Origin of the sequence: Stenotrophomonas sp. NPDC077420, assembly GCF_044543385.1 — a bacterium.
Lineage (GTDB): Bacteria > Pseudomonadota > Gammaproteobacteria > Xanthomonadales > Xanthomonadaceae > Stenotrophomonas.
The window spans coordinates 19,878-38,003 of the sequence record NZ_JBITVZ010000004.1 but is presented as its reverse complement, the minus strand read 5'-3'; the positions used below and the strand labels follow the sequence as shown (position 1 = coordinate 38,003).

Annotated in this window: 11 protein-coding genes and 1 pseudogene; 11 read left to right on the top strand and 1 reads right to left on the bottom strand. The window is 67.3% G+C overall.

Annotated features, from left to right (window positions below):
* Window position 1: 1 nt before the first annotated feature.
* Window positions 2-1,060, bottom strand: coding sequence for a LacI family DNA-binding transcriptional regulator (locus tag ACIGII_RS05185; RefSeq protein ID WP_399634643.1), 1,059 nt, complete (start codon window positions 1,058-1,060; stop codon window positions 2-4).
* A 137-nt stretch (window positions 1,061-1,197) separates the two neighbouring features.
* On the opposite strand from ACIGII_RS05185, the gene ACIGII_RS05180 reads away from it, so the two are divergent.
* The 11 genes and pseudogenes from ACIGII_RS05180 to hutH all read left to right on the top strand — a co-directional run bounded on the left by ACIGII_RS05180 (window position 1,198) and on the right by hutH (window position 18,100).
* Window positions 1,198-3,381, top strand: a complete 2,184-nt coding sequence (locus ACIGII_RS05180; protein WP_399634645.1) for an alpha-glucuronidase family glycosyl hydrolase — start codon at window positions 1,198-1,200, stop codon at window positions 3,379-3,381.
* Window positions 3,378-5,375 carry a sialate O-acetylesterase gene (locus tag ACIGII_RS05175; RefSeq protein WP_399634647.1) on the top strand — a complete coding sequence of 666 codons (1,998 nt, stop codon included), beginning with the start codon at window positions 3,378-3,380 and terminating at the stop codon, window positions 5,373-5,375. The genes ACIGII_RS05180 and ACIGII_RS05175 overlap by 4 nt, the downstream gene beginning before the upstream one ends.
* Window positions 5,375-7,063: a glycoside hydrolase family 43 protein gene (locus ACIGII_RS05170; RefSeq protein ID WP_399634649.1), complete on the top strand. Its 1,689-nt coding sequence runs from the start codon at window positions 5,375-5,377 to the stop codon at window positions 7,061-7,063. Before ACIGII_RS05175 ends, ACIGII_RS05170 begins: the two co-directional genes overlap by 1 nt.
* On the top strand, window positions 7,063-9,732 hold the full coding sequence (locus ACIGII_RS05165; RefSeq protein ID WP_399634651.1) for a glycoside hydrolase family 3 C-terminal domain-containing protein: 2,670 nt from the start codon (window positions 7,063-7,065) through the stop codon (window positions 9,730-9,732). The genes ACIGII_RS05170 and ACIGII_RS05165 overlap by 1 nt, the downstream gene beginning before the upstream one ends.
* Window positions 9,635-11,191: pseudogene (locus tag ACIGII_RS05160) on the top strand (MFS transporter); the annotation flags it as partial. The gene ACIGII_RS05165 and the pseudogene ACIGII_RS05160, both read left to right, overlap by 98 nt.
* On the top strand, window positions 11,165-12,181 hold the full coding sequence (locus ACIGII_RS05155) for a glycoside hydrolase family 43 protein (protein ID WP_399657462.1): 1,017 nt from the start codon (window positions 11,165-11,167) through the stop codon (window positions 12,179-12,181). The pseudogene ACIGII_RS05160 and the gene ACIGII_RS05155, both read left to right, overlap by 27 nt.
* Window positions 12,171-13,019, top strand: coding sequence for an aldose epimerase (locus ACIGII_RS05150; protein WP_399634652.1), 849 nt, complete (start codon window positions 12,171-12,173; stop codon window positions 13,017-13,019). Before ACIGII_RS05155 ends, ACIGII_RS05150 begins: the two co-directional genes overlap by 11 nt.
* 66 nt (window positions 13,020-13,085) lie before the next feature.
* Window positions 13,086-14,006, top strand: a complete 921-nt coding sequence (locus ACIGII_RS05145; RefSeq protein WP_399634654.1) for a 4'-phosphopantetheinyl transferase family protein — start codon at window positions 13,086-13,088, stop codon at window positions 14,004-14,006.
* Between the two features lie 231 nt (window positions 14,007-14,237).
* Window positions 14,238-15,038 carry a thioesterase II family protein gene (locus ACIGII_RS05140; RefSeq protein ID WP_399634656.1) on the top strand — a complete coding sequence of 267 codons (801 nt, stop codon included), beginning with the start codon at window positions 14,238-14,240 and terminating at the stop codon, window positions 15,036-15,038.
* Between the two features lie 72 nt (window positions 15,039-15,110).
* Window positions 15,111-16,541: an AMP-binding protein gene (locus ACIGII_RS05135; RefSeq protein WP_399634657.1), complete on the top strand. Its 1,431-nt coding sequence runs from the start codon at window positions 15,111-15,113 to the stop codon at window positions 16,539-16,541.
* A complete protein-coding gene (gene hutH / locus ACIGII_RS05130; protein ID WP_399634659.1) occupies window positions 16,538-18,100 on the top strand; it encodes a histidine ammonia-lyase in 1,563 nt (520 codons plus the stop codon). Before ACIGII_RS05135 ends, hutH begins: the two co-directional genes overlap by 4 nt.
* The last annotated feature ends 26 nt before the right edge of the window (window positions 18,101-18,126 follow it).

Below are 18,126 nucleotides of genomic sequence, written 5' to 3'. Positions count from 1 at the left end.
CCTACCGGCCCTTGGGCGGGCGCGCCACCGAGTCGCGCATGACCAGCTGGTGCGGCAGCACATGGTCGGTCAACGGGCGCGCCGTGTCGTTGCGGTGGCGGATGGTGCGCAGCAGGATGTCGATGGCCGCATCGGCCATCGCCGCAATCGGCTGGTGGATGGTGCTCAACTCCGGCCACACGGTGGTGGCGGCCGAAGTGTCATCGAAGCCGACCACCGACAGGTCGCGTGGCACATCCAGCCCGCGCCGGTGCGCGACCGAAATCGCGGCAGCGCCCATGTCATCATTGCTGGCGAAGATGGCGGTGGGCGGCCGCGCATGCGCAAGCAGCAGCTCCGCCGCGTTCAGTCCGGAGCGGTAGGTGTAATTGCCACGCTGGACCAGCTCGGGGTCGACCTGCAGGCCCGCCTCCTGCAGCGCCACGACGAACCCGTCGTAACGGCGTGCGCTGGCGCTGAGGTCATCGCGACCGCAGATGAAGCCGATGCGGGTATGCCCGTGCTGGATCAGGTGCTCGGCCATCTCTTTTCCGGCATGGAAGTCGTCGATGCGCACGCAGGAAATACCATTCCCCTGGCGACCGGAAGCGATCGCCACCACCGGAATGCGCGCCTTCACCAGCTCGCCCACGGCGGCCGCGGATTCGCACAGGGGCGGCGGCAGGATCACGCCATCGACCCGGCTGGCCAGGCTGCGCGCGGCCTTGCGCTCGGCCTCGGCATCCATGTTTTCCCAGTAGTCGATGGTCAGTTGGACCGGCGCGTTGGACGCCACCCGCAGCAGGCCCACCAGCAGCTCACTCAGGTACGCACCGCTGGGGTTGGCATAGATCAGCGCGATGCGGGTGTGCTGCGCGGCCGCCAGCGCACTGGCCGCCACGTTGGGCGTGTAGCCCAGTTTGCGCACCGCGCGCATCACGCGATCGCGGGTCTCTTCGCGCACGTTGCCCTGGTTGACGGCCCGCGACACGGTCATCGGCGACACGCCTGCCAGTGCCGCCACCTCATCGATCGTCACGCCACTGGTTTTACGGCGAACCGACTTCTTCGGCTTGTCCAATATGCGTTTCCTTTCGTTTTCGCAACGCTGCCGTGCGGCGGGCAGGGGAGATGATGCAGCGACCCAGGCACGTCTCCAGCTTACCCGGTTTACTGCCGAAAACGCCGCGCCGTGCCGCTGTCGCACGGTGTCATTGGATGTCGAGCGCTGTCATCGCGGTGCTGCTTTTTGTGGGCAACGCACGCGCCGAAGACGGTCATTCGCTGTGGATGCGCTATGTACCGATCGAGCCGGTGCGCGCCGCCGCCTACCGCGCGCAGCTGAGCAGGATCGTCGCACCTGATGCCACGCCGACGCAGCGCGCTGCGCGCGCGGAACTGGAGCGCGGACTCGCCGGTTTGTTGGGCAAGGCGCCGCGGTTGCATGCCGACGCAGGCCGGTATTCCGTGATCCTGGGAACGCCACGGTCGTCCAACGTGATCGCAGCGCTGCACGGCGAGGTCGAAGCGCTGGGGCAGGAGGGCTATCTGCTGAAGCACGTGCAGCACGATGGACGCAGCGTGCTGGTGGTGGCAGGGCAGCGCGACATTGGCGTTCTCTACGGCGTGTTCCACCTGCTGCGCCTGCTCCAGACCGGGGCTGCGCTGGACAGGCTGGACGTGCGCGAATCGCCGCGCGTGCCGCTGCGGGTGCTCGACCATTGGGACAACCTGGACGGCCATGTCGAGCGCGGCTATGCGGGCCGTTCGCTGTGGGACTGGCAGAGCCTGCCGGAATGGAAGGACCCCCGTTACACCGATTACGCGCGCGCCAATGCGTCGCTGGGCATCAATGGCACCGTGCTCAACAACGTCAATGCCAGCGCCTGGAGCCTGGCGCCCGCGTACATCGAGAAAGCGGCGGCGTTGGCGGAGGTGTTTCGTCCCTATGGCGTCCGCGTTTACCTGAGCGCGCGCTTCAGCGCCCCCATCGAACTGGGCGGGCTGAAGAGCGCGGATCCGCTGGATCCGGCGGTGCAGCGCTGGTGGCGCGACAAGGTTGCCGAGATCTACACACGCATTCCGGACTTCGGCGGCTTCCTGGTCAAGGCCAACTCCGAAGGCCAACCGGGCCCGCAGGATTACGGGCGCTCGCATGCCGACGGCGCCAACCTGCTGGCCGACGCGCTGGCGCCGCACGGCGGCGTGGTGATGTGGCGGGCCTTCGTCTATGCCCACGACGTACCTGCCGACCGCGCGACCCAGGCCTACACCGAGTTCGCCGGGCTGGACGGTGCGTTCCGCCCCAACGTGATCGTGCAGGTCAAGAACGGGCCGATCGATTTCCAGCCGCGCGAACCGTTCCACCCGCTGTTCGGCGCGATGCCGCGCACCCCGCTGATGCTGGAGTTCCAGCTCACCAAAGAGTACCTCGGCTTCGCCACCCACCTGGTGTACCTGGGGCCGTTGTTTGAGGAAGTGCTGCGCGCGGACACCCGCCGTCGCGGTGCGGGACCGACGGTCGCCGAGACCCTGACCGGCATTGCCGGGGTGGCCAACATCGGCAACGACCGCACCTGGACCGGCTCGCACTTCGACCAGGCCAACTGGTACGCGTTCGGTCGCCTGGCCTGGAATCCGCAGGCGTCGGCGCGCGGGATCGCAACGGACTGGGCGGCGATGACCTTCTCGCCTGACCCGGCCGTGGTGCGGCCCATCGTCGGCATGATGATGGCCTCGCGCGAGGCGGCGGTGAACTACATGACCCCGCTCGGCCTGCACCACCTGATGGCGCGCGGCCACCACTACGGACCCGGCCCCTGGGTGGACGGTGGCCCGCGTGCGGACTGGACCTCGGTGTACTTCCACCGCGCTGATCGCAACGGCATCGGCTTCGACCGCACCGCACGCGGCAGCAACGCCGTCGCCCAGTACGCCCCGGACGTGGCCGCCACCTACGCCGACCTCACGAAGGTTCCAGAACCCCTGCTGCTGTGGTTCCACCACGTCCCCTGGGACCACCGCATGGCGTCCGGGCGCACCCTGTGGGACGAGCTGGTCAGCCGCTATTCCCTGGGCGTACGCCAGGTCCAGGCCATGCAGGCCACCTGGGCCACCCTCGCACCGCCGCCCGGCAACGCAGACGTAGCGGTAACGGAACGCACACCCGAAGAGTGGGGCTCTGCCCCGCTTGCCGGCGGCATCGACTACCCACGACATGCCCAGGTCGCCGCCTATCTCAAGATCCAACTGCGCGAAGCGCAATGGTGGCGCGACGCCAGCGTCGCCTACTTCCAGTCGATCAGCGGCCGGCCCTTGCCCCCGGGCGAAGCGGCGCCGCCGCACCCGCTGTCGTATTACCAGGCACTGCAGTTTCCTTCCGCACCAGGAGACGGGCGATGAACAGGTCCGGATGGGCAATGGCCGCCGTGGTGACGTGCATGGCCACGCCATTGATGGCGCAGCAACCGGCGACGACACTGCTCCACCCGCTGTTCCAGGACCATGCCGTACTGCAGCGCGACCAGCCGATCCCGGTGTGGGGCACTGCCGATCCCGGCGCGGCGGTCGCCGTCACCTTCGCAGGCCACGCCGTCACCGCACGCGCAGAGGCGGATGGGCACTGGCGTGCCACGCTTCCGGCCACCGCAGCGGGTGGGCCTTACCCGCTCAGCGTGCGTGCCGGGCAGGCCACCCAGGTGGCACGCGACCTGCTCGTGGGCGATGTGTGGCTGTGCGCCGGCCAATCGAACATGGAGCTTCCGGTGCGGCGCGCGCTCGACGCCGACAGCGAGATCGCTTCGGCCACCCACCCGGACATCCGCGTGTTCACCGTGCCCAGGTCCGCGGCCGTCAGGCCCCAGGATGGGTTTGCCGGCCCCGTTGCATGGCAACCGGCAACGCCGGACAGCGTGCGCGACTTCTCCGCCGCCTGCTTCTACTTCGCGCGCGAGCTGAAAAAGACCGTCAACGTGCCGATGGGCCTGATCCAGTCGGCGTGGGGCGGCTCGCGGATAGAGGCGTGGACCAGCGCCGACGCCCTGCGTGCGCAGGGCGGCATGGACCCGGCGCTGGATGTCCTTGCGCTGCATGCTGACGATCCCGCCGGGGCCAACGCACGATGGGGTCAGGTGTGGCAGCAGTGGTGGGCGCAGCGCGAGGGCGCCACGCCCGGCGATGCCCCCTGGCAGCCCGACGCCAGCCGCACCGGGTGGCAGGCCGCACCGGCCACGCTCGGCGCATGGGAGCGCTGGGGCGAACCGGCGCTGTCCAGTTACAACGGCATGGTCTGGTACCGCACCCAGGTCACACTGACCGCCCCGCAGGCAGCGCAACCGGCCACGCTGGAACTCGGGCCGGTGGATGAAACCGACGTGACCTGGGTGAACGGCGTGGCGGTGGGCAGCCAGTACGGCCCCGGTGGGGCACGCCAGTATCGGCTCCCCGCCGGTGTATTGAAGGCTGGCACCAACCACGTGGTGATCAACGTGCTCGACACGTATGGCGACGGCGGACTGGCGGGTCCGGCCAGCGCCCACGCCGTGCGCCTCGACGATGGCACCCGCGTGCCCCTGGACGCCCCCTGGCAGTACCGGATGGCGCCCGGCGCACAGGCACCGCCGCCCGCGCCGTGGCAGGCGGCCACCGGCCTGTCGACGCTGTACAACGGCATGATCGCGCCCCTCGGCACGGTCGGCCTGCGCGGCATGCTGTGGTACCAGGGCGAGTCCAATACCGGCGACGGTGCGGCCTACGCCGGCCGGCTGCGCAGCCTGCGCGCGGACTGGCGCACACGCTTCGGCGCCGATCTGCCCCTGCTGATCGTGCAGCTGGCCGGCTATGGGCGACCGCCCGCCTCGCCGACCGGGAGCGGCTGGGCACAGGTGCGCGAGGCGCAACGGCAGGTGGCGGCAGACGATCGGCACAGCGGCCTGGCCGTGGCCATCGACATCGGCGATGCCTACGACATCCATCCGCCGAACAAGCAGGAACTCGGCCGACGCCTGGCCACGCTGGCGCGCCATGTGGTGTACGCAGAGCGCGCAGGTGCCGCGTCCGGGCCGGTGGCACGACGCGTAACGCGCACGCCGGACGGGCTGCGGATCCGCTTCGATGACGTCACTGGGCGCCTGACCACGACCGGTGCGACGGGACCGATCGGCTTCGAGGTGTGTGATGCCGAGGCGCGGCAGTGCCGGTATGCCGACGCCGCGCTGGATGGCAAGGACGTTGTGCTGCGACCGGACCGCGTGGCGCCTGAAAGCAGCAGCGGACAGCACCGCAGCGCACGCGTGCGCTACTGCTGGGCCGATGGCCCGGTCTGTACGTTGTTCGACCGCAGCGGCCTGCCGGCGGGGCCGTTCGAACTGAGTGTTGACGAAGCCGGGGGCCCCTGATGCGCGTGCTGCTTGCCATGCTGCTGTTGCTGTCCGTCGCGACCCAGGCCAGGGCGGCCGACGCGGCAGCGCCGGTCTACTTCGACTGGTTCGAATACACCGGTCGCGACCGGGCGTTTGAAGCGCCATTGCCTGCGGGCCACTACCGCAATCCAATCCTGGCCGGGTTCCACGCCGACCCCAGCATCGTGCGCGCGAACGGCCGCTACTATCTGGTCAATTCCAGCTTCACCTACTTCCCGGGCATTCCGGTGTTCGAAAGCGCGGACCTGGTGCACTGGAAACAGATCGGCAACGTCATCGACCGGCCCTCGCAGCTGGATTTCGACGGCCTGGGCGTGTCGCGCGGCATCTTCGCGCCCGCCATTTCGTTCCACGACGGGCTGTTCTACGTGGTCACCACGGCGGTGGACAGCGGCGGCAACTTCATCGCCACCGCACGCGACCCGGCCGGTCCATGGTCCGACCCGCACTGGCTGCTCGGCATCGAGGGCATCGACCCGTCGCTGTTTTTCGATGACGACGGCAGCGTCTACCTGCTCAACAACGATGTACCGCCCGGCGCCCCTCGCTATGAGGGTCACCGTGCGATCTGGATGCAGCAGATCGACCTGGACCGGTTCGCTCCCGTCGGTCCGCGCAGGGTGCTGATCGACGGCGGGGTGGAACCTGCGAAGCAGCCGATCTGGATCGAAGGCCCGCACCTCTACCAGCGCGATGGCTGGTATTACCTGTCCGACGCGGAGGGCGGCACCGGTCCACAGCATTCGCAGGTGGTGCTGCGCAGCCGCGAGGTCTGGGGGCCCTACGTGCCGTATCCAGGCAATCCGATCCTGACCCAGCGCGACCTGCCCGACGACCGGCCGCTGCCGGTCACCAATGCCGGGCATGCCGACCTGGTGGAAGGCCCGGACGGTTCCTGGTGGGCGGTGTTCCTGGCCAGCCGCAACTACGCCACGCGCCACTACAACACCGGGCGCGAGACCTTCCTGCTGCCGGTCCAGTGGCGTGATGGCTGGCCGGTGATCCTGCCGGCGGGCCAGGTCATCCCGTATGCGGTCAAGGCACCGTCATGGATGCAGGGCGAGGCGTCGCAGGCACCGTTGACCGGCAACGTCGTGGACCGCGACGACTTCACTTCGCCGACGCTGGGCGCCGGGTGGCTGCGCGTGCGCGTTCCGAAACAGCCGTGGGCAGACCTGCACGATCGGCCCGGCAGCCTGGCCGTTCACCCACTGGCGGAGGACCTGGACACGCTCAAGAACCCCGCGTTCCTCGGCCGACGCCAGCAGCACCTGCGCTTCGACGCCAGTACCGCGATGACCCGCCCGCAGGCCGGCGTGGCCGCAGGGCTGGCGGCATTCCAGAGCGAGGCGTACTGGTATTTCCTGGGCGTCCGCAGTCTCGACGGCGACCGCATGGCGGTCTTCCTTGAAGGGCGCGACGGCAAGGGCGTAACCCGCACGCTGGCAACCCGGGAGCTGGAGGCAGCGGCGTCGCTGCAGCTGAGGATACGCGGTGACGAAGGCCGCTATGCGTTCGCCTTCGATACCGGCGACGGGCGGGGCTGGCAGACGCTGGCCGATGACGTGGACGGAACGGTGTTGAGTACGGATCGTGCAGGCGGCTTCGTCGGCGCCCTGCTGGGACCATTCGCGCGCGATGAGCGTGCACTGAGGAGCAACTGATGACGCGCAGGCCCTTCTTCCACACGCTGGCGCTGTGCGCCGCCATCGCACTGTCGCCGGCAATCCGCGCTGCCGCGCCAGCGCCCTGGCTCGACACGTCGGCAAGCTTTGAAACCCGCGCCGCCGCACTGGTCGCGCAGATGACGCTGGAAGAAAAGGCGGCGCAGATGCAGAACGCCGCCCCGGCCATCGAGCGACTGGGCGTGCCGGCCTACGACTGGTGGAACGAAGGCCTGCACGGCGTGGCGCGGGCAGGGCAGGCCACCGTGTTTCCGCAGGCGATCGGCCTGGCCGCCACTTTCGACGTACCGCTGATGGGGCAGGTGGCAACCACCATCAGCGACGAGGCACGCGCCAAGCATCACCAGTTCGTGCGCGAAGGCGCGCATGGCCGCTACCAGGGGCTGACCTTCTGGTCGCCGAACATCAACATCTTCCGCGATCCGCGCTGGGGCAGGGGCCAGGAAACCTACGGTGAAGACCCCTACCTGACCGCGCGCATGGGCGTTGCCTTCGTCCACGGCCTGCAGGGCGACGATCCGACGTACCGCAAGCTGGACGCCACCGCCAAGCACCTGGCCGTGCACAGCGGGCCCGAGGCCGACCGCCACCACTTCGACGCCCGGCCCAGCAGGCGCGATCTGTACGACACCTACCTGCCGGCCTTCGAGGCACTGGTGAAGGAAGGGCAGGTGGATGCGGTGATGGGTGCCTACAACCGCGTCTATGGCGAATCGGCCAGCGCCAGCCAGTTCCTGCTGCGCGACGTGCTGCGCCGCGACTGGGGCTTCAAGGGCTACGTGGTCTCCGACTGCTGGGCCATCGTCGACATCTGGAAGCATCACAGGATCGTGCCCACACGCGAGGCCGCCGCTGCCCTCGCGGTCAAGAACGGCACCGAACTGGAATGCGGCCAGGAATATGCGACGCTGCCGGCGGCGGTGAAGCAGGGGCTGATCAGCGAGGCGGAGATCGACGATGCGGTGACCCGCCTGTTCACCGCACGGATGCGCCTGGGCATGTTCGATCCGCCCGGGCAGGTGCGCTGGGCACGCATTCCGCCGGAGGTGAACCAGGCCCCGGCGCACGATGCGCTGGCCCTGCAGGCAGCACGGGAATCGCTGGTGCTGCTGAAGAACGACGGCGTGCTGCCGCTGCCGCGCACGCTCAAGCGGATCGCCGTGGTCGGCCCGACCGCCGACGACACCATGGCGTTGCTCGGCAACTACTTCGGCACGCCGGCGGCGCCGGTGACGATCCTGCAGGGGATCCGCGACGCCGCCAAGGGCGTGGAGGTGCGCTATGCGCGCGGCGTGGACCTGGTCGAAGGCCGCGACGATCCGGACGCCACCCCGCTGATCGAAGTGGCGTACCTGCGCCCCACGCCCGACTCGCCCGAGCGCGGCCTGCGCGGGGAATACTTCCGCAGCGCCAACCTTTCCGGGACACCGGCGCTGGTGCGCACCGATGCGCAGATCGGCTTCCGCTGGGATCGCGGCTCGCCGACCGACAACCTGATGGCGCGGGGTGAAGCCGGGCCGGGGCAGGGGGTTCCCAACGATCACTTCAGCATCCGCTGGACCGGCCAGCTGCTGCCGCCGGTGTCGGGCCGCTATCGCATCGAAGCCGCCGCCGACGACGGCTTCCGGCTGTACGTGGACGGCATGCGCGTGCTGGAGCACTGGGCCGACAGCGACCGCATGCAGAGCGGCGGCGTGGAACTGGACCTGCAGGCCGGCCAGGCCTATGACCTGCGCCTGGAGTACTACGACGCCGAGCGCGACGCCGGCGTGCGCCTGGGCTGGCGCATGCCCGGGGCCAAGCCGCCGTTCGAGGAGGCGCTGGAGGCGGCGCGCAGTGCCGACGTGGTGGTGTTCGTCGGCGGCCTGACCGGCGACGTCGAAGGCGAGGAGATGAAGGTCAACTACCCCGGGTTCGCCGGCGGCGACCGTACCGACCTGCGCCTGCCGGCCACGCAGCGGGCGCTGCTGGAGGCGCTGCATGCCACCGGCAAGCCGGTGGTGCTGGTGCTTACCGGTGGTTCGGCCATGGCCGTGGAATGGGCCCAGGCCAACCTGTCTGCGATCCTGATGGGCTGGTATCCCGGGCAGCGCGGCGGTACCGCCGTGGGCGAAGCGCTGTTCGGCGACATCAATCCGGGCGGGCGCCTGCCGGTGACGTTCTACACCGCCGACCAGGCGATGCCGGCCTTCGACGACTACAGCATGGAGGGGCGCACCTACCGCTACTTCCGCGGCACCCCGCTGTACCCGTTCGGGCACGGGCTGTCCTACACCCGCTTTGATTACGGCAAGGTCCGCCTGGACGCCTCGCGCATCGCCGACGATGGCCGTTTGAACGTGTCGGTCAAGGTGGCCAACGCCGGCAGGCGCGACGGCGAGGAAGTAGTGCAGCTGTACGTGCGGCGGGTGGCGGCCGGGCCGGGCGATGCGCTGCAGGCCCTGCGCGGTTTCCAGCGCGTGCACCTGGCTGCCGGCGAGCAGCGCACCGTGGCCTTCGACCTGGACGCGGCACAGGCACTGCGCCAGTACGACGAGACGCGCGGTGGGTATGTCGTGCCACCCGGCGAGTACGAAGTACGGCTGGGCGGCTCCAGTGCCGACGCCCGTGTGCTCAAGCGCTTCACCGTGGAGGCCAGACGTGACTGATCACACCCTGTCGGTGCGGGAAAAGTTTGGCTACAGCCTGGGCGATCTCGCGGCGAACCTGATCTTCCAGACCCTGGTCACGTACCTGGCGTTCTTCTACACCGATGTGTACCGGCTGCCGCCGGCGACCGCGGCAACGCTCATTTTCGTGATCGGGCTGCTCGGCGCGTTCGTGTTCACCCCGCTGATCGGCATCCTGGCCGACCGCACCGCCACCCGCTGGGGCCGGTTCCGTCCCTGGATCCTGTGGACGTCGGTCCCGTTCGGCGTGCTCTCGCTGCTGGCCTTCAGCACGCCGGACTTCGGCGAGCGCGGCAAGGTGGTCTATGCCGTGGCCACCTATGGCCTGCTGATGCTGGTGTATGCGGCCAACAACCTGCCGTATTCCGCCCTGAGCGGCGTGCTTACCGGCAGCATGGCCCAGCGCAACAGCCTGTCCGCCTACCGCTTCGTCGCGGTGATGATCGCGCAGTTCATCATCCAGGTGCTGCTGCTGCCGCTGGTGCTGATCCTGGGCGACGGCGACCGCGTGCTGGGCTTCGAACGGGTGATGACCGTGTTCGCCGTGGTGGGCACCGTGTTCTTCCTGATCACCTTCGCCACCACCCGCGAGCGCGTGGTGCCGGCCAGGGAACAGACCGGCGGCGTCCTGCAGGACCTCAAGGACCTGCTGCACAACCGACCGTGGCAGGTGATGCTGGCGCTGACCGTGCTGGTGTTCGTCAACCTGGCGCTGAAGGGCGGAACGTACATCTATTACTTCCAGTACTACATGAGCGAACCGGCGTTGGCCGGCTTCCTCGACAGCTCCGGGTTCAACCGCTTCATCGGTGGCCTCAACGCACTACTCAGCAGCTGGGGGCTGGCCGGCTTCACCTGGCCCGAGGACCCGGCCACGTCGGCCTTCAGCCTGTTCAATGCCTGCGGCATCCTGTGCATGATCCTGGGCATCGGTGTTTCCCGCCGGTTGGCCGACCGCTTCGGCAAGCGCGATGTGTTCGGCGCCGCGCTGCTGCTGTGCACCGTGTTCCTGCTGGTGTTCTACCTGTTCCCGCCGACCGCCGTGGCGGTGGCCTTCGCCTCGTTCATGCTGCACGGCTTCTTCTACGGCATCACCATTCCGCTGCTGTGGGCGATGATCGCCGACGTGGCCGACTATTCGGAATGGAAGAACCACCGCCGCGCTACCGCGATCATCTTTTCGGCCATGCTGTGCGGCCTGAAGATCGGGCTCAGCGTCGGCGGCGCACTGGTCGCCGCCATCCTGGCGCACTACGGCTACCAGACCGGCGCCGCCGAGCAACCCGATGCCGTGGTCGACGGCATCCGCCTCACCGTCAGCGTGTACTGCTCCATCCCGTTCCTGGTCGCGGTCGCGCTGCTGTTCCTCTACCGGATAGACAAACGCATGGAAACCCGCATCGAGCACGACCTGCTGCAGCGTCGCAACGGCACCGACCTGCAGCAGCTGGCCGCACGCGCCATATCGCAGCCGCTGGTGACGCACATCTACACCGCCGATCCGTCCGCGCATGTCTTCGAAGGTCGCCTCTACATCTACCCCTCGCACGACATCGACGCCGGTACGCCGTTCGACGATGAAGGTGGTCACTTCGGCATGGAGGACTACCACGTGCTGCGGATGGATTCGCCGCAAGGCGAGGCCACCGACTGCGGCGTGGCGCTGCATGTGCGTGACGTGCCGTGGGCGGAGAAGCAGATGTGGGCGCCGGATGCGGCCTGCCGTGACGGACGTTACTACCTGTATTTCCCTGCCAAGGACGCCGAAGGCATCTTCCGCATCGGCGTGGCCGTGGCCGACCGTCCGGAAGGACCGTTCACCGCCGAGCCCAAGGCGATGCCCGGAACCTACTCGATCGACCCGGCCGTGTTCGAGGACCACGACGGCACCCATTACCTGTACCTCGGCGGGATCTGGGGCGGCCAGCTGCAGAAATACCGCGACAACCACTACGACGCGGCGCACCAGGAACCGAGCGGTGATGCCCCCGCACTGGGCCCACGCGTGGGTCGGCTGCAGGCAGGCATGACCCAGCTCGCAGAGCCCCTGCGCGAAGTGCGGATCCTGGACGAGCATGGGCAGCCGCTGCGCGCCGATGACCACGCGCGCCGCTTCTTCGAGGGAGCGTGGCTGCACACGTACCAGGGCCGCTACTACCTCTCGTACTCCACCGGCAACACGCACCTGCTGTGCTATGCCATCGCCGACAACCCGTATGGGCCGTTCACCTATGCCGGCGTGATCCTCAAGCCGGTGGTGGGCTGGACCACCCATCACTCCATCTGCGAGGTCGAGGGGCAGTGGTACCTGTTCTACCACGACGCCCTGTTGTCCGGCGGCGTCACCCACCTGCGCTCGGTGAAGTGCACACCGCTGCAGATGGACGCGGACGGCAGGATCCAGACGATCGATCCTTATGGCGCCTGAAACCCCCTTGCCGGACGACGACGCGCTCGCCCCGCTGCCTGCCGGTCGCCTGTATTGGCTGCGGGCCGGCGCGCTCGAGGTCGCCCTGGCGCCGGAGGCGGGTGGGCGCATCGCGCAGATCCGCTACGACGGCGTTGACTGGCTGGTCGGCGTGGACGACGGCGATTCCGCGGCGATTGCCTGGGGGTGTTACCCGATGGTGCCGTGGGCCGGACGCATCCGGCACGGGCGATTCGCATTCGACGGCACGCCGTACGCACTTCCGACCAACTTTGGTGGGCATGCGATTCACGGGGTGGGCTTTACCCGGCCGTGGGAAATCTCGTCGCTCGACGCGGCATCCGCTACATTGTCGCTGGCGCTTCCCGAAGACGACCACTGGCCGTTCGGGGGAAGCGCAACGCAGCGCATCCAGTTGACGCCCAGCGGGCTGCAGCTTCACCTCGCCCTGCAGACCGACAAGCACGCAATGCCAGCCGTACTGGGATGGCACCCCTGGTTCCACAAGCCGGAACGGCTGTTGTTCACCCCGTACGCGCTGTACCCACGGGACGGGGAGGGCATCGCCACGCTACCGATGGTGCATCCCACGCCGGGTCCCTGGGACGACTGCTTCCTGGTTGGCGGTGACGTGGCCCTCGAATTGGCGGGGCAACGCCTGCGGATGCGGGCGGGCACCGCACACTGGGTCGTCTACGACGCCGCCGCGCATGCCACCTGTGTTGAGCCTCAAACCGGCCCACCCGATGGGTTCACCCTGGCACCGTATCGGCTGCAGCCAGATCAGCGCCTGGAGCTCGCTTTCGAGTTGAGCTGGGAGACAGCCCTGCCTGGCTGAGCCGCCCAGGCAAGGCAAGCAGCCCCGGCCCTGGCGGCGGTGGCGGTGCGTGCGGCGTACGCCGCGATGCGCAATGGACTGGACGCGGCAATCCAACTGCGGGACGCTGTCTACCTCAGCAGCTCGGAGGCGGCGCGCACGATGGACGACGGATTGCAGGATCTTGAGAATCGCATCGACGTCTGGCTCACGTTCCAGGACGAGATCGATGATCCGTCGCTCTTGACGGCGTTTGCCTCCCTGCTGGACGCCGAAGAGGCCCGGCGCAACGCCGCCTATCATTTTGCCCGGGACAGGAAGTGCCATCTGATTACCCGTGCCCTGGTCCGGACCGTGCTGTCTCGTTACGCACCCGTGCTGCCCAAGGACTGGGCGTTCACCACCAACGCTTATGGCAAGCCGGCGATCGTCAATGCCGTGCCGGCGGCAAAGGGTCTCGCCTTCAACGTATCGCATACACAGGGACTGATTGCGCTTGCCGTCGCCCGCAAGGGGAGGCTTGGCATCGATGTCGAAAATGCGGACGCACACGACGGGCTGGCAGCCCTGGCGGTCGATGTCCTTTCCGCCGATGAGTTGTCCGCATTCCGAAGCCTGCCCTCGACCAGGCGGGAGCACGCCTTCTTGCGGCACTGGACGCTGAAGGAGGCCTATGTCAAAGCCAGGGGGGCGGGGCTTTCGATTCCCCTGACCCGATTCAGCATCGGCCACGTGTCGCCGTGCGTCCAGCAGATGCATGGCGACCCTGCCGTTGCTGACGGCGAAGCACACTGGGTATTCGCGCAATATCAGATCGCCCAGCGGTTCGTGCTGGCGTTATGTTCATCGCATTCAGAAAACAATCCTTCAGCCCTACGGTTCCGCAAGGTCGTGCCGCTGTTGACGGAGGAAGCCCTGCTGCCGCAGCCCTTGGGGTGCCTGTTCCCGCATGCGCATCCCAGTGAGGCGTGCAGCGCGCTGGTAAGTGAGCAGCCGCTCACAACTTGATCCGGAGCTATTGACATCGCGCATCGCGCTGACGTTTACTCGAAGCTTGGGTAGATGGGGACGAGCGCGGTAGGGGTCGATACGCGCAGACGATACGCTGGACGTGCCGTGCAAGGCCGCTTGGAAGGGCGTTGTGCCGCATGGGGCAGCCGTGGAACAGGATCGCAAGGAGCGAGGTATGTTTCAGAGTGAGCGCAAGCCGTATTGCATCTGTCAAACCGGTTGTCTCCGATGACCGCCGACCATCAGTCATCACTGTGGTTCACCGTGCCGCGTCCGCGGCAACAGCCTGCAATGAGGTTGTTCTGCTTCCCTTACGCAGGCGGTAGCAGTACGGATCCGGTATTCCGCCAGTGGGCCCACGCGATGCCTGACGACGTCGAGGTTGCCGTGCTGGAAATGCCTGGAAGGTCCCGGCGTATGGCGGAGCCGTTCGAAAACTCACTGCCGCGCTTGGTGGAACGGCTGGTACCCGTGCTGGCAAACTACGCCGATCTTCCATTCGTGTTCTTTGGCCATAGCCTCGGCGCCATCATCGCCTACGAGCTGGCGCGGGCGCTTGCAGCGGCAGGCCTGCCGGTACCCACGCTACTGGTGGTGTCCGCAAAGCAGGCGCCGCATTTGCCGTATCGCCATCGCCTGTATGACCTTCCGCGCGATGAGTTCATCGGCGCGCTTCGCCGGTTGAACGGCACCCGCGACGAGATCCTGCAGAACGAAGAGCTTCTGGACATTGTTATCGCCGTGCTGCGAAATGACCTGGAGATGGCCTTCAACTACCGGTTCGAAGGCGCGCCACTGCGCACGGTGCCGATCGTTGCGTGCGCGGGCCAGGAAGATCCCCATGTCGAGATCGATTCGATTCTTGCATGGAAGCAGCACGCCGATCAGTTCGACGCTTCGGTGTATCCAGGCGGGCACTTCTACATCCAGCACGAATCCTGCGATGCGATCCGCCAACGCATCATCGAGCTGATGGTGGCACTCCGACACAGCCCGCGCACGTTGTCCGCACTGTTCAACGCGGCCTGAGGGTCTTGACGGCCCGGTCAGACGCCTCACGACAGCTTTGCAATTTCGGCCTGACGAACATGGAGGTTTGTTTTGCGCACGTTTCCAACGCTCGAATCCGTGGTGGCGCAAACACTGGATGGCCGCATCGTGGCAATCGCCGACGGCCAGCAGATATCGCACGCCCGGTTTCGTGATGATGTCGCAGCGTGGCATGACGCATTCGCCGCCCAGACCGGCAGCCGGTGGGCGCTGTACTTCGAAGACGCTTTGACCTTTGCCGCAGCCCTGTTGGGCGCATGGCAGGCCGGCAAGGTCATCTACCTGTGCGGCGACAACCTTCCTGCGACACTGCACCGCATGAACGACCATGTCGATGGCTACGCCGGCGATATGGAAGAGCGCTTCCTGCCGTTGCAACCGGTTGCCGGCGCCGTCGCACCCGCTGCCTGGCCGTCGTTGGACGGGGAGCAAGCACGCCTTTATCTGCAGACATCGGGTTCCACAGGCATGCCCGCGCTGGTCTGCAAGCGCCTACGACAGCTCGATGAGGAGGTTGGTGCGCTTGAACGCCAGTTCGCGCCGCTGTTCTGCGCATCAGATGCCACGTCTACCGTGGTCCATGGCACCGTCTCACACCAGCACATCTACGGCTTGCTGTTCCGCGTGCTCTGGCCGCTGGCGTGCGGACGCCCGTTCGCTTCGCGGTTGTTTGGCCACGCCGAACTGGCAGACGTACTGGGCGGTGGCGATGGCGTGCTGGTTACGAGCCCCGCGCATCTCAAGCGCCTGCCGGTGGACCTGGACTGGTCCGGGGCTCGCCATTTCCTTCGTGCCGTATTCTCTTCGGGCGGTCCTCTGGACGATCATGGTTCGGCGCACGCATGGGCCGTACTGGGTGTCGCGCCGGTGGAGATACTGGGCAGCAGCGAGACCGGCGGCATCGCTTTCCGCAGGCGTACGCCGGCCGACCACAGCGCGCATGCCTGGCAAGCGCTGCCCGGCGTGGAGTGGCGGATCGAGGGCGACCAGCTGGAAGTGAAATCGGCCTTCCTGCCGGATTCGGACTGGCTGCGCACCGAGGACCGCGTGGTGCGCGATAGCGAACATGCATTCCGTCTGATCGGTCGCGCCGACCGCGTCGTCAAGATCGAGGAGCGGAGAGTGTCACTGACCGCGCTGGAGACTGCCATTGGCGACCATCCGATGGTTCAGCAGGTGCGTGTGTTGGCGCTTGAAGGCGACAGCCTCGAACTGGGCGCGGTGGTGATGCCGACCGATGAAGGCTGGAGACAGTTGGAGCTGCTTGGGCGCTGGCGCTTTGCCCAGACCATCAAGGCCGCGCTGGCGTCCGTGGCCGACGCCACGTTACATCCGCAACGCTGGCGCTATGTCACTACGTTTCCGATCAATGCCCAGGGCAAGGTTACGCAGCAGCTGTTGCAGACGCTGTTCCGCGGGGTGCCTGAACCGCTTGGAAACCCGGTGGACCCCTGTCCGTCACTCCTGAAGGAACCGCAATGAATCTCCCTCTTCCTGCCGATATCGGTAATTCGCTTCCTGTTGTATTTGGCGACAACACGTTACGTATCGAGGACGTATGCGATCTGTCGGCACGCCGGCGGCCTGCCGAGATCAATCGAAGCGCTACGTTCTCCGACAAGATCGCCCGCGGGGCCGATCTGCTTGATCGCATCCTTGCCGAAAACGGCGTGATCTACGGCGTTACGACCGGGTATGGCGACTCCTGTACGGTCGCCGTCCCGGCCGAGCTGGTGGCTGAGCTGCCCCACCACCTGTTCACCTACCATGGCTGTGGCCTGGGTCGCTACCTTGAAGCGGACGAGACCCGCGCCGTCCTCGCTGTCCGACTCGCATCGCTCGCCTACGGAGTTTCGGGGGTCAGTCCGCAGCTGATCGAGGGGCTGGTTACCCTGCTGCACCATGATGTGCTTCCGCTGATTCCAGCAGAGGGGTCGGTAGGGGCCAGTGGCGATCTCACGCCCCTGTCTTATGTAGCCGCCGCGTTGTGCGGTGAGCGGGAGGTCATGTTCCGGGGCGAACGCGTACCCGCTGCCGCCGCCCTGGCAGACATCGGGATGCAGCCGCTGCGGCTGCGCCCGAAAGAAGGTCTTGCCATCATGAACGGCACTGCGGTGATGACGGGGCTGGCCTGCCTTGCCTGGAAGCGCGCTGATTACGTGTGCCGCCTTGCGACGCGGCTGACCGCCTACAACGTGGTTGCCACGGGCGGTAACGCACATCACTTCGACGAGGTACTGTTCCAGGCAAAGCCGCACCCCGGGCAGATGTCGGTGGCCGCGCGGCTGCGACAGGACCTGCGCAGTGCGGCTGAACTGCGCAACGACAGTCGCTTGCAGGATCGCTATTCGCTGCGCTGCGCGCCGCACGTGATCGGCGTGCTCGAGGATGCCCTGCCGTTCCTGCGCCAGCTGATCGAAACCGAGCTCAACAGCGCCAATGACAATCCGCTGATTGACATCGTCGGCGGTCGAACGCTGCATGGTGGACATTTCTACGGCGGCCATATTGCCTTTGCCATGGATTCACTGAAGAACCTCGTCGCCAACGTGGCGGACCTGTTGGACCGGCAACTGGCTCTGCTGGTGGATGCACGCTACAACCATGGCCTGCCGGCCAACCTGTCGGGTTGCATTGGGCCGCGCGCTTCGATCAATCATGGATTAAAGGCGCTGCAGATCAGCGTGTCGGCCTGGACGGCCGAGGCATTGAAGCAGACGATGCCGGCGTCGGTATTTTCCCGCTCCACCGAATGCCACAACCAGGACAAGGTGAGCATGGGAACCATTGCCGCCCGGGATTGCCTGCGGGTGCTGGAGCTCACGGAGCAGGTGATCGCGGGCATGCTGCTGGCCGCCCGACAGGGTGTCGCGCTGCGGCAGCGGATGGCGCCGGAAACGGCGCTGGAAGGGGACGCGGCGGTGATGCTGGAAGACCTGACCGCGCGCATTCCTCTGGTGGAGGAAGACAGGGCGCTAGACACTGAACTGCGGCGCTTGCTCGACGAAGTGCGCCAGCAGCGTTGGCCTCTATATGCGTGACGCGCATTGGGGATGGAGGTCGGTAC